At 43.9% G+C, this 13,409-nt stretch carries 10 protein-coding genes; 4 read left to right on the top strand and 6 right to left on the bottom strand.

The features are described from left to right. Position 1: 1 nt before the first annotated feature. From PHEP_RS22130 to PHEP_RS01065, 3 genes are all read left to right on the top strand, one after another. Positions 2–175, top strand: coding sequence for a hypothetical protein (locus PHEP_RS22130; protein ID WP_012780394.1), 174 nt, complete (start codon positions 2–4; stop codon positions 173–175). A 288-nt stretch (positions 176–463) separates the two neighbouring features. After that, positions 464–841: a BlaI/MecI/CopY family transcriptional regulator gene (locus tag PHEP_RS01070; RefSeq protein WP_012780393.1), complete on the top strand. Its 378-nt coding sequence runs from the start codon at positions 464–466 to the stop codon at positions 839–841. Next, positions 838–2,844: a M56 family metallopeptidase gene (locus tag PHEP_RS01065; protein WP_012780392.1), complete on the top strand. Its 2,007-nt coding sequence runs from the start codon at positions 838–840 to the stop codon at positions 2,842–2,844. The genes PHEP_RS01070 and PHEP_RS01065 overlap by 4 nt, the downstream gene beginning before the upstream one ends. Positions 2,845–2,927: 83 nt before the next feature. Here PHEP_RS01065 and PHEP_RS01060 read toward each other — a convergent pair whose 3' ends face one another. From PHEP_RS01060 to PHEP_RS01045, 4 genes are all read right to left on the bottom strand, one after another. Further along, on the bottom strand, positions 2,928–3,698 hold the full coding sequence (locus tag PHEP_RS01060) for a succinate dehydrogenase/fumarate reductase iron-sulfur subunit (RefSeq protein ID WP_012780391.1): 771 nt from the start codon (positions 3,696–3,698) through the stop codon (positions 2,928–2,930). Between the two features lie 9 nt (positions 3,699–3,707). After that, entirely contained in the window at positions 3,708–5,687 is a 1,980-nt protein-coding gene (locus tag PHEP_RS01055) for a fumarate reductase/succinate dehydrogenase flavoprotein subunit (protein WP_012780390.1), read from the bottom strand. Positions 5,688–5,703: 16 nt separating this feature from the next. Beyond that, complete coding sequence (locus PHEP_RS01050; RefSeq protein ID WP_036675072.1) at positions 5,704–6,384, bottom strand: succinate dehydrogenase cytochrome b subunit; 681 nt, start codon at positions 6,382–6,384, stop codon at positions 5,704–5,706. Between the two features lie 347 nt (positions 6,385–6,731). Beyond that, complete coding sequence (locus PHEP_RS01045) at positions 6,732–8,285, bottom strand: trypsin-like peptidase domain-containing protein (RefSeq protein WP_012780388.1); 1,554 nt, start codon at positions 8,283–8,285, stop codon at positions 6,732–6,734. 150 nt (positions 8,286–8,435) lie between these two features. Here PHEP_RS01045 and dapF point away from each other — a divergent pair, with 150 nt between their 5' ends. Continuing rightward, positions 8,436–9,221: a diaminopimelate epimerase gene (gene dapF, locus PHEP_RS01040; protein WP_012780387.1), complete on the top strand. Its 786-nt coding sequence runs from the start codon at positions 8,436–8,438 to the stop codon at positions 9,219–9,221. A 19-nt stretch (positions 9,222–9,240) separates the two neighbouring features. On the opposite strand, the gene PHEP_RS01035 is transcribed toward dapF, so the two are convergent. Both PHEP_RS01035 and PHEP_RS01030 read right to left on the bottom strand, forming a co-directional pair. Continuing rightward, a complete protein-coding gene (locus tag PHEP_RS01035; protein WP_012780386.1) occupies positions 9,241–11,535 on the bottom strand; it encodes a helix-turn-helix domain-containing protein in 2,295 nt (764 codons plus the stop codon). A gap of 23 nt (positions 11,536–11,558) precedes the next feature. Continuing rightward, on the bottom strand, positions 11,559–13,376 hold the full coding sequence (locus PHEP_RS01030) for a DUF4153 domain-containing protein (RefSeq protein WP_012780385.1): 1,818 nt from the start codon (positions 13,374–13,376) through the stop codon (positions 11,559–11,561). Positions 13,377–13,409 lie beyond the last annotated feature (33 nt).

Here is a 13,409-nt window from a genome sequence, read left to right as displayed (position 1 = left end):
TATGAAAAAGTTAGCAAATACATCGCCATTCTTACTCCTGCTTGTGCCGGTCTTTATCATGATGTTACTGACATTTGCCGCAGGCAGTACAGAAAGCCAGCATGAAGACCTGGCAGCTAAGGCCCCGGCTATAAAAGGTGCATTTATTAAAATATTGAACCCTTTCTCTAAATAAGAAAAAGTATACCTTCACGCTCCACTTGTTTGCCTGTTCAAAGCAAACCCCAAAAATCGCAATTTAGTTTAGTTAATAATAAAATCTGGCGGTGGATGCCGCCATTTTTTATGCCCTTAAATTTCTCTGGCAGATCTGCGCGGTTAAAGCAGCGCCCAATTCTTTTTTTGTAAAAAATTTTGAAAACTAAAATATTAGTTATACGTTTATACTAAATCCTTAGTTATACCGGAAATTACGCATTACCCGGAACAACTAATGGTTACAAACGTGTAAACAAAACTTAATATGGAAATCAAAGACCTCACCAAAGCCGAAGAACAGCTCATGCAGATCATCTGGCAAATAGAAAAAGGTTTCGTTAAAGATGTAATGGATTATTTACCCGAACCAAAACCTGCCTATAACACCGTATCTACCATTATCCGGATCCTGGAAACCAAAGGTTTCATCGGGCATGAAGCCTTCGGCAAGTCGCACCAGTATTACCCCCTCATCAGCAGAGAAGATTACAAACGCCACGCTACTGAAAAGCTGCTCGATAATTATTTCGAAAATTCTGTAGAAAGCATGTTCTCCTTCTTTGTAAAAGAAGAAAAGCTCGACCTGAGCGATGTGGACGAGATCCTTAAAATGATCAATAAAATTAAAAACAGACCACGATGAGCACAGCACATTACATCCTGCAGGTCAACATCTACTTAATTGTATTTTATGGCTGCTATAAGGTATTGTTAGACAAAGAAACTTATTTCCTCCTCAACAGGATTTACCTGCTTGCTGCGGGTTTACTTTCCCTGGCCATTCCCTTTTTAAGGTTCGAATGGTTTGCCACGCAGCCTGTTGCCCAACCGCTCTACGTTGGGGTAGACCAGCTGAACAGTCTGATGACCCAGGTAATTGTGGCGCCCCAAAAGCCTGAAAGCTATAGCCCCGGCAACCTTATCGTGATCCTTTACCTGGCAGGCATCCTGTTTTTTACGGGTAAACTGATCTGGCAATTGCTTACCGTAGGAAAACTTCTGAAAAAAACAGGCCCGGGTACAGCATTTTCTTTTTTTGGCCAGAAAAGGATCGATAACAATTTGCCCCAGCTGCAAACCATCCACAAACACGAAGAAGTACATATCCGCCAGCTGCACAGTGCCGATGTATTGTTTTTCGAGCTGCTGGGCATATTTACCTGGTTCAATCCGGTCGTCTATTTTTACAAACGTTCCTTAAAGAATATCCACGAGTACCTGGCCGATGAAGCAGCAGCTACCTTTCAGGGCGATAAAAAAGCTTATGCCCTGTTATTGCTCAGCAGTGCCTTCGGCGTACCTGCCAGCAAACTAACCAATAGTTTTTTTAGTAAGTCATTGATCAAAAAGAGAATATTTATGCTCCATAAACAAAGATCCAGAAAAACAGCCATTTTAAAATATGGTATGTTTGTACCGCTTCTAGCCCTCGCACTCATCATGTCGTCGGCCACCATCCGCAACAATGTCCAGATCCAGCAAATTGCAAACGAGATCCCCCTAAACAATCCGGTTGAGGTGGTTAAAGAAGTGGTAACCCCCGTACTGCAACAGGCTGTAACTGAAAGGGTGAAAACCGCTAAAAAAACACCTCAGGAAATTGTCCTTGTGCCAGCTGCCGAAAAACCTGTGCAAACAGCAGCAACGCCCGACTGGAACAATTTTTACAAGTTCATTAAAACAATTATACGCTATCCCTCAATTGCCCGGCAACAAAAAATACAGGGCAGCACCATCATTAAATTTACCATAGCAGATGGCCAGCTCGAAAATATAGGTATCGCAGCAAAATTAGGCGGAGGCTGTGACCTTGAGGCCATGAGAACCATCACCGCATTTCCGATGTATAAAGGCACAATGGATGGAAATTACAGTATAAAGATCAAGTATATCCTCAGTGATACCAATACCCCTAAAATAAATGAAAATACAGCAGCCCCAAAGGACTATACCCCATTAAATGACATCATGGTGGTAGCTTATGGCGGTTCTGAGACAGAGAATGAAGACAAGGTCTATGATTTCGTGTCCATCGACAAACAACCGGGATTCGAGGGTGGTATGCAGAATTTCTATGCCTACCTGAAAAAAGCGATCCGCTATCCTGCAGAAGCACAAAAGAACAACATTCAGGGCAAAGTGTTTTTATCCTTTATTGTAGAAAGGGATGGCACCCTAAGTGACTTTAAAGTGGAAAGAAAACTGGGAAGCGGCACAGATGAAGAAGCCATAAGGGTATTGAAAGAATCGCCGAAATGGACACCAGGGATGAAGAACGGCAAAGCAGTACGTGTTAAATACAATATCCCCATCAGCTTCACGCTAAACAATGGAGCTACCCAGGTCCCGGCAGTCAATTTAATCGGGAACAATAGCGGCATTATCTTCAAAGATGCCAATGGCGGCCAGATGAAATTTGGTGACAATGCCGCAAATTCACCACTTGTTGTAATAGATGGTAAAATACAGGACAAATCAGATCTTTCTTACATGAATCCAGATGATATTGAATCCATCAGTGTTTTTAAAGATGCAAAAGGAACAGCACTATATGGTGCCAGAGCTGCAAACGGTGTCATTAGCATTACCACAAAAGCAGGCAAAGCCACCAAAACCCCTGCAACGAATAAAAAGACAGGCGAATAAAAAGCGCGCTATTACACAAAGAAACCCGGCCATAATGTGGCCGGGTTTCTTTGTGTAATACCTTGTCTCGTTGTATAAAACTATTAAATATCTTCCTCAGATACAAATTTTGCCGAATAAAAATCTCTATTCATACGCGCAATGTTCTCTAAAGATATGCCTTTAGGACATTCTGCCTCACAAGCTCCTGTATTGGTACAGTTACCAAAACCTTCGGCATCCATCTGCGCAACCATACTTTGTACCCTGCGGTAACGTTCCGGTTGTCCCTGAGGCAATTGTGCCAGCTGAGAAACCTTTGCAGAAACAAACAACATGGCCGATGCATTTTTGCAGGTCGCCACACAGGCACCACAGCCAATGCAGGCCGCAGCCTCAAAAGCAGCATCAGCCTGAATTTTAGGGATCGGCAGGTTATTCGCATCCTGTGCATTACCGGTATTTACCGAGATGAAACCACCTGCAGCAATTACCCTGTCAAATGCCGTTCTGTCTACCGTTAAGTCTTTGATTACCGGGAAAGCCTTTGCCCTCCATGGCTCAACCACAATTGTATCGCCATCCTTAAACGAACGCATGTGCAACTGGCAGGTTGTTACCAGGTCCTTTGGTCCATGCGGCCTGCCGTTAATGAACATCGAACACATTCCGCAGATACCTTCACGGCAATCGTGATCAAATACAATAGGCTCCTCGCCTTTATTGATCAGCTGCTCGTTCAGCACATCGAACATCTCTAAAAAAGACATATCAGGCGAAATATCAGACACCTTATAATCCACCAAAGCACCTTTGGTCTTGTTATTTTTCTGACGCCAAACTTTCAGCGTTAAGTTCATATTTCCTGTACTCATGATATTGTACTATTTATAACTTCTTTGTGCTACTTTAATATTTTCAAACTTCAACTCTTCTTTATGCAGTTCAAAGTTTACTCCTTCCTTAAATTCCCAGGCGGCAACGTAAGCATAATGCTCATCGTCACGCAGTGCCTCACCTTCTTCCGTTTGATATTCTTCGCGGAAATGGCCGCCGCAGCTTTCGTTGCGGTTTAATGCATCTATGCACATCAACTCACCCAGTTCTATAAAATCGGCTACACGGCCTGCCTTTTCCAGTTCCGTATTCAGCTCATCAACCGATCCCGGCACGCGAACATCTCTCCAGAACTCGGCACGCAATGCTCTGATCTCTTCAATCGCTTCCTTCAATCCCTTTTCGTTACGGGCCATACCGCATTTTTCCCACATGATGTGACCCAGGCGTTTATGGAAATGATCTACCGATTTTGTCCCTTTGATGTTGATCAGCGTATCCAGAATACCTTTTGCCCTTGCCTCGGCTTCGACAAAAGCCGGGTGATCTGTAGGAATGGCCTTCACAGAGATCTCTTTCGATAAATATGCCCCAATGGTATAAGGCAATACAAAATAACCATCTGCCAGTCCCTGCATCAATGCCGAGGCCCCCAAGCGGTTGGCACCATGGTCAGAGAAATTAGCCTCACCTGTGCAATACAGCCCCGGTACATTGGTCATCAGGTTATAATCTACCCAAAGTCCGCCCATGGTATAATGCACTGCAGGATAGATCCGCATCGGTGTTTCGTAAGGATTTTCGCCTGTGATCTGTGCATACATATCAAACAGGTTACCATATTTTGCCTTGATCACCTCAGTACCCAGACGCATACAGGTTTCCTTATCAGGATTGTGGTTTCCGGCCTTAGCAGCCTCAATACGACCATAACGTTCTGTATTGGCTTTAAAATCGAGGTATACAGCCAGTTTAGACGCGCCCACACCATAACCCGCATCGCAGCGTTCTTTTGCCGCTCTTGAAGCTACATCGCGCGGTACCAGGTTACCAAAAGCAGGGTATCTGCGCTCCAGGTAATAATCCCTTTCATCTTCAGGGATTTCAGAAGCCTTGCGCAGATCATCTTTTTTCTTCGGCACCCAAATCCTGCCATCATTCCGCAGTGATTCAGACATCAGCGTAAGCTTACTCTGATGGTCGCCCGAAACCGGGATACAGGTAGGGTGGATTTGTGTATAGCAGGGATTGGCAAAATAAGCCCCCTGTTTATGTGCTTTCCAGGCTGCGGTTACATTACTGCCCATAGCATTTGTAGACAGGTAAAAAACGTTTCCGTAACCACCTGTTCCCAATACTACAGCGTGGCCGAAATGACGCTCAATTTCACCTGTGATCAGGTTCCGGGCAATGATACCACGTGCTTTACCATCAATTTTTACTACTTCCAGCATTTCATGACGGGTAAACATTTCTACCTTACCCATACCGATCTGGCGCTCCAAAGCAGAATATGCACCCAACAGCAATTGCTGACCGGTTTGTCCGGCTGCATAAAATGTTCTTTGCACCTGTGTACCCCCAAAAGAGCGGTTGTCCAGCAAACCACCGTACTCCCTGGCCAACGGAACACCCTGTGCCACACACTGATCTATAATGTTTGCACTCACTTCTGCCAAACGGTGTACGTTGGCTTCGCGTGCACGGTAATCGCCGCCTTTAATGGTATCATAAAACAAACGGTATACACTGTCGCCGTCGTTCTGGTAGTTCTTTGCTGCATTGATACCACCCTGTGCTGCAATGGAATGTGCTCTGCGTGGTGAATCCTGGAAGCAGAAACACTTCACTTTATAACCCATTTCAGCCAGTGTTGCCGCTGCCGAAGCACCTGCTAAACCTGAGCCAACAATGATCACCTCTATCGTTCTTTTATTTGACGGGTTAACCAAAGGCACAGAAGACTTATACTTAGTCCACTTTGTGGTTAATTCTCCCTCTGGTATGTTTGAATTCAAATCTGACATGTCTTTTATGCTAAAATTATTTAATAAGGCCCAGGTACATTGCTACCGGCATGGCAGCAAAAAGCAGGGAAATGATAATCGAATACCAAACACCCAATGATTTGATAATTGGGGTATACTTCTTATGGTTCCATCCCAGTGTCTGGAAAGCCGAAGCAAAACCATGTAACAAGTGGTAAGCCAGTGAAACCATAGCCAGTACATAAAGCAGCACCAACAATGGGTTTTTAAAGGTCTCTACCATTACTGCGAACAGATCATGGTTACCATTTGCATCTACAGTTGGGATGCCTGTAAAACGGGACATCACCCAAAACTTAGAAATGTGGACGATCAGGAAGATCAGCAATAAAGTACCCAGTAAACCCATAGAACGGGAATACCACTTGCTGTTTGCTGCACCATTGTTTACCGCATACTTAACCGGCCTTGCTGCCTGGTTTTGAAAAGTAAGTCTGAATCCCTGGAAAATGTGTGCCAGCAAACCGGCAAACAACACCACTTCCATCGACCGGATTAACCAGTTCGTGCCCATAAAATGTGCGCCCATGTTAAAGGTTAAGCCACCATCATTAACAAAAATCAGCGAATTGAGAAAACAATGCACTAAAAGAAATGAAATGAGAAACAGGCCCGTTATGCCCATTATTAATTTTTTTCCTATTGATGAGGAAAAAGCGTTTCCGAAACTTGCCATTAGATTGTTTATTTTATTTCTGTTATGTGCAAAAGTATTTAATAAAAGAATTAATCGGTTAATTCCAAGCACAAATCAGCTATTTAGAAACATTCTAACTTTACAATTCAATGATAATTGAAAATCAGGCAAATCTCCTGTTGTCTTTTGAGCTGCCTAAACCTTCCTGAAGTAAGACACCATTATAAAATTGTCTTGCTTTCCTCTTGCTATTGTCTTGCTATTCTCTTGCTCGGGCAGGAAAAACTACAGAAAAAGTCTGGATAATGGCAACTGTCATACAGCTAAATACAAAAAAGAGCTGCACCGTTATGCACGATGCAGCTCTTCACAAAAATGAATTTAAATTATCTTCCGTTCGTCAGTGAATAGGTAAACCTACCCTGAGGGCCAACCCCTGAAATGGTAGTCATACCGTTTCTTGATCTTGGCAGAGCGCTTTCCACATCTTTAGCACTGTTTACCGGTGTACCGTTCACAGCGGTGATCAATACGCCTTTAGGGATCTCCCATGAATCGAACAGTTTACCTGCTTCGATATCGCTCACTACAACTCCATTTTTCACCCCATAACGTGCTTTAAGTTGCGCAGAGGCAGGTTCAAAAGAAGCCCCTAACTTACTCAGGCTTGTACCGGTTGATTTTTCAGCCAGTTTTGAAGTATTCAGGCCTACACTGTTATCACCTTTCAAAGTAACCTTAACATCTTTTAAGGCACCGTCTCTTAACAAGGTCAACTGAACTTTATCGCCAGGACTCAAACGGCCTATTCTTTCCTGAAGGTCTGGAGAGTCAAAAACTTCCACGCCCTCAACTTTTTTAATGATATCTCCTTTTTTAATCCCCGCAGCAGCACCACCACCATTTGGCAGTACTTCACTTACATAAAGTCCATTGATATCGTTCACTTTCAGTTTGTCAGCATTATCTGCATCAAGTGGAACAAAGGAAACACCTATATAACCACGTTTCACACTACCATATTTTCTAAAATCATCAAGGATCTTTTTAGCCAGGTTAATTGGAATAGCGAAGCCATATCCTTCATTGGTACCGGTTTGCGAAGCAATTGCTGCATTGATCCCGATCAGCTCTCCGTTGGTATTTACCAATGCACCACCACTGTTTCCAGGATTAATGGCCGCATCGGTCTGGATATAAGATTCTATACTGGTATTTGCCCTTTCCGGTGCTTTACCGGTTCTGCGGTATTCTTCATACTCTTCTTCTGTCAGGCCTTGTTGTTGTCTGCCCAAAATGCCAATACTTCTTGCTTTTGCACTTACAATACCTGCAGTAACCGTAGTTTGCAGATCAAGCGGGAAACCTACTGCAAGTACCCATTCACCGATCTGAACATTATCAGAGTTACCCATTTTTACTACGGGCAGGTCATTGGCCTCAACTTTAATCAGGGCAAGGTCCGTATTCGGGTCTTTACCGATCACTTTGGCACTTACTTTCCGTTTGTTGGACAAGATCACTTCAATTTTATCTGCATTGTCTACCACGTGGTTGTTGGTTACAATATAACCATCAGGGGTTAAAATAACTCCCGAACCAGAAGCTGCCCTTGGCATACGCTGCATTCGGCGGCCACCGCCACCACCAAACAGATCGTCAAACATATCAAAAGGAGAAGAGGACCTTGCCTGCCCTTCGGAAGAATTACTACCGTACGAAGTTTTAATGTGAACTACCGCCGGAGAAACTGATGCTGCAGCTTCTACAAAATCAACAGCACCTGCTGAAGAAATTTTGGGGTTATTTGCAAAAAGCACCTTTTGCTGGTCGGCAAAAGATAACATCTCACTATTTTTGGTCTCTAATAATTTATAGCCACCAATTGCAGCCGCACCACCTATAAATGCAGCCAACGCTATTAATCCTATCCTTTTCATTTATATATCAGTTTAAATTTATCTGTTAAAAAATCGTTAATATTCTTTTTTCAATGATTTATTCAAATTTAATACCATATCACCGATATTTGCATCTGTAAACAGTCATGAATACTGTTAAAAAATGTTAAATACCCGTATATCACTCCAATGAACATCCATTTCTTCAAATACCAGGGCGCAGGAAACGATTTTATCCTGATTGACCACAGTGCAAGTCCAATCAAAGATATTGATTATGAATGGGTTAAAAAAATATGCGACAGACGTTTTGGTGTCGGCGGAGACGGGCTGATGTTTCTGACCAGCCATCCTGATTATGATTTTGAGATGCTTTATTTTAACTCAGACGGCAGGCCGGGCAGTATGTGTGGCAACGGGGGCAGGTGCATTGTAGCTTTTGCCAAACACCTGGGTATCATTGACAAAGAAACTAACTTTTTGGCAGTAGATGGCCCGCACTATGCCAAAATTTCAGCTGAGGGCAACTGGGTAGAGCTGCAGATGATAGATATTGACACCATCGGCAGGGATGGAGAAGCTTATGTGCTGAACACCGGATCTCCACATTATGTTGCCCGCATGGAAAACCTGGCTACTTATGATGTTTACCATGAAGGCAAGGCTATACGCAACAATGAGACCTATAAAAAAGAGGGCATCAATGTAAACTTTGTAGAAGACAAAGGCGACCATCTGTTTGTACGCACCTTTGAACGTGGCGTAGAGGATGAAACCTATGCCTGCGGTACAGGAGTTACAGCAGTAGCTTTATCTATGGCCCTGCACAAACAGCAAAGCGGACACCTCAAAACACCTGTTAAGGTGCTGGGCGGCGATTTAAGTGTAGAATTTGATTACAATGGCCGGCAGTTTACAAATGTGTTTTTATGTGGCCCTGCCGAAAAAGTGTTTGAAGGCGAGCTGAACTGGTAAGACCTTTAAGACAGTCTTCCTATTCCCTTTCAGCCAGGTGCGCAGCAATCCCGATCTTGATCTCGCCAAAAGAATAATCCCTGCCCAGCAGCTCCCTAATCGGGTTCATCTGTATGGTTTGCAGTTTTTTTATGGCGGCGAGGATCTCTTCCAACTTTCTGGCCCCTATAATTTCTTTTGCTGATATTTCCTGTTTAGCTACATAATGGGCCAGGTGGCCTTCTATGGTACCGGCAACCATTTTGCGTTCTTCGGCAATTTCGGCAATGGTCTTTCCCTCCTTTAGCAGGGCGAGCGACAGTTCTTTGGTATCTGTTTTGGGTTCTTTTTCCTTTTTAGGGGCTTTCGATTTGGCGGCCGATTTAGCCTTTGTTTTTTTATCGGTAAAGTCCAGCTTGCCGGGCATAGCAAAAACCGTTTCCATCTGGGCTGCTCTTTCAGCCTGACTCAGCAGGGCATTTACATCCTGTTTCGTAAATTCTTTACCGCTAATGGTGGCGTTCAATAGAGCGGTAGCTTTACGGATCTTTTTGAGCTGTTCGTAAAACAGGGCTTCCATTTCAAGCAGTTCAGTTAAATAAGCCACCACCTGCTTGTCCTGTTTTACCAGTTCCATGCGTTCAAATATTCTTTTTGAAAACGCCGCAAGCAGGGGTTTAAAATAATTTTCGGCAGCGGTAGTCCTTTCCAGCAGGGTTTGTAGCCCCCTTTCCGATTTATCCTGGTACAGCCTTTGGATTTGTGCCAAAAACTTACTGGAATGTACCTTTACTTCAGACAGGTCCTTTAGCAATTGTGCAGCCCATTTTACATGCTTTTGCTTGGCCGATTTGTTGATGTCTTTGGTATAGGAATGGACATGCTCATATACATAATTATCCAGGGGAGTCAGGTCGAAACACTGCAGCAGGTATGACCTTAAAAAGTTTTCACTTTCCTGTACAATCTGGTTTTCCAGTACCGAATGCTCCTGTTTATGCCTGGAGAAAAAAGAAACATTCTGGTCCTGCCGGATGCCTGAACCCGAGATCTGGGAAGTGAGCACCAGCCCGTTCAGCGAACGTAACCGCGACAGGGCCACATAGATCTGACCAGGTGCAAAGGCATTGCCTATGTCGATAATGGCCTTGTCGAAAGTAAGGCCCTGACTTTTGTGCACCGTAATTGCCCAGGCCAGTTTAAGCGGATATTGGGTAAAGGTACCGATCAGCTCTTCTTTGATCTCGCCGCTCACCTTATCAGTAGTATACCTGATGTTCTCCCATTTATATTTTTCAACTACAATCTTTTCGTTGTTACCTTCCGTCTGCACCTCAATCCTGTCAGGCGTCAGGGAAATTACCGTAGCTATCTTACCGTTAAAAAAGCGCTGCTCACCCGTTGGATCGTTTTTGATGAACATCACCTGTGCGCCCTTTTTTAGTTCCAGGATATGCTCTGCGGGGTAAGCATATTCGCTAAATTCATCATCAACCCTGGCCATATAAAGATAGGACGGACTATCCAGTTCTTCCAGGCTTTGTTTATTTAAGGTATCGGCTTTATGGTTATGGGTGGTGAGCGTAATGTATTTATCGGCAATAGCCGGCTTAAAATCAGCTTTATAATATTTTTCCAGTAAGGCAACATCCTGGGGGCTGACTTCATTGTTGCGTAAGTTGTTCAGCAAACGGATAAATACATCGTCGGCCTGCCTGTAAATCTTTTCCAGCTCTATATAAACAGGTGGCTGCTGCTGCAGGGCATGTGCATCAAAAAAATAGGCGCTGTTGTAAAACTGCCCAAGCAGGGTCCACTCGTTCGATTTTACCACGGGTGGCAGCTGGTGCAGGTCGCCAATAAACAAGACCTGTACCCCACCAAAGCTGGCGCTGTTGTTCCTTCTGATGTAGCGCAACACCATATCTATCGCATCCAGCAGATCGGCCCTTAGCATGCTCACCTCATCAATGATGAGCAATTCCATATCTACCAGCACCTTACGCTTGGCAGCTGTCATATTTAAATGCCTGACAATAGATTTCGGCGTATTGTACTGCTGGTTGTAATGGTTGCCCTCTGCTGCCGGTTGTTTGGGCAAATAAGCCCCAAAGGGAAGCTGGAATAAAGAATGGATGGTTACCCCGCTTGCATTGATGGCCGCAATACCTGTGGGTGCAGCTATTACCGCTTTTTTATGGGTAAGTTCAATTAAATGCCTCAAAAAAGTAGTTTTGCCTGTGCCCGCTTTTCCGGTCAGGAAAATGTGTTTGGAAGTATAGTTTACAAATCTGGCCGCAAGCTCCGCAGGGTTGGCATTTTCTGAATTCAGCATACTGCAAAGCTAACAAGAATTGACTACTTTAACCCAATCAGCAGGTAACCATTGTAATTTAGCCATCTTGTAAAGTCTTCCTCATCACCTGTATTGAGGGAACTATTGAGGGAAGTGATGCAAAGTTTAATTTCCATATTGCCCAGCTGATGCGTTAAAGAAAGGCTGTCCTGCGGCAGGTAAGCATAACCTGTATCGTCTGGTTTGCCTTTTAATTTGCCGGCCTTATATAAGGCAACCGCAGTTTTGGCCATTTTTCTGACATCAAATTCAACTGCAGGTGCTGTCCCTACCTTCAACCTCAGGTTACCATACTGCCTCACCTTTTCAAGCTCCAGATTGATGTTGTTTATTTTAAAGGTCTGTTTGTCGGTATAATTTTCAACTGCAATTACATAATCATAACCTTTAACCTGTACCAGGTTTTCTGTTTCGGGTGCAAAATGCCGGTTGTCTATGTTTGTGCTGTAGCTATTGTCTGTAATCTTCAGCAGTGCAAATGCGGTATCCGTTTTATCACTTTTTAAAGTATAGCGCGATTGGCTTCCCGCTTTCAGTTCCATTTTACTTTCCAGTGCCCTTAAGTCTACCCGGGTAAAAGGCTGTAAAGCACTCAGGCCATGCCGCTCTACCAGGTAACGCACAACCGATGCACGCTGGTCTGTATCTTTTTTAACCTTAGAGGCCATCAGCTTTTTTAAGCGGGCCAGCTGAGAATATTCAGAGACCGAAAAAGCACTCTGTGGCCCGTAAGTAGTTAGCAGTGCCAGGATACAAAGGCTTACCGGAATAATTTTGATGTTCTGCTTTTTGCTGACCAGGAAATAAGCCGTAATAAAAGTAAGCCATACCGCCAGGATGATCAGGATATACCTGGATTCGGTAATGCCATAATTGCCTACCCTTTTCCACACTGCCAGTAAAAGCAATACCACCAGGGGCACCATCATCACGTAAAAGAACCTGGAAAATAATTTCATCCAGCCGTTGCCCTCCTTTTCCTTAATGGGATAAATGAGCAGCAATGATAAAATGCCAAATACGGCATAACCGAGGATCAGCGTAGAGACCAGGCCTTTAGGCAATTCCCACAAAAAAATGATCTTGATCTCGTATACCAGTAAAATGGCCAGATAAATGGTCATTAATGGAATCAGCACATATTGGGTAAATATTTTAAGGCCTTTAGGATAGGTTTCTTCAGTATCGGGCCCTTCAAAACTTTCAGGCACACCAGCCAGGAAAAAAATGGTCATAAACCCGGCGGTTACGACAGCAAACAACCGCATATAAGTTTGCCAGCCAATCTTTACACTAAACAGGCCGTCGATAGCCACCAGCGCAATGGCCAGCCCTGCAAAAAGTACGGCTGCATACAGGGCAGCGGTAAGAAACCTCAGGAAAAGTGATTTATTATACTGCCAGAAACCATTTAAATTGCCATGCCTGATAAAAGGGGCAAAAGCGACCAGCAGGTGAAAGGCAAAAGCCAGCAGGGCAATACGGTAAGTATCGGCCAGGTAAAAATACGGGTTCAGTAAAAAGTACAGGCCGGTACAAATCAGGACCATCAGCAAACGCAATCCCCATTGCTTTGCCCGGCTATAATGGTTTACCTCGGCATACAGATCGGCAGCCAGCAATAAGGTCAAGCCCAGGTTGCATATGGCAATAAACTCTATCAGCTGCTCTTCTATAGGTTTAACGGCCCGGGTAGGGTTTACCACAATGCACCAGGCCAGTGTAGCTGTTATAGAGAGTAACACCTGTAAAGGAAACCGGGATATGACCCTAAGGAAACTTAACCATAAGGAATGTACAGAAGGCAATTTGAGTTTCATGAGGATAAATAGATAAAAGCGGTTAACTATTGT

This window comes from Pedobacter heparinus DSM 2366, assembly GCF_000023825.1.
GTDB lineage: Bacteria > Bacteroidota > Bacteroidia > Sphingobacteriales > Sphingobacteriaceae > Pedobacter > Pedobacter heparinus.
This window is presented reverse-complemented; position numbering and strand designations above follow the sequence as displayed.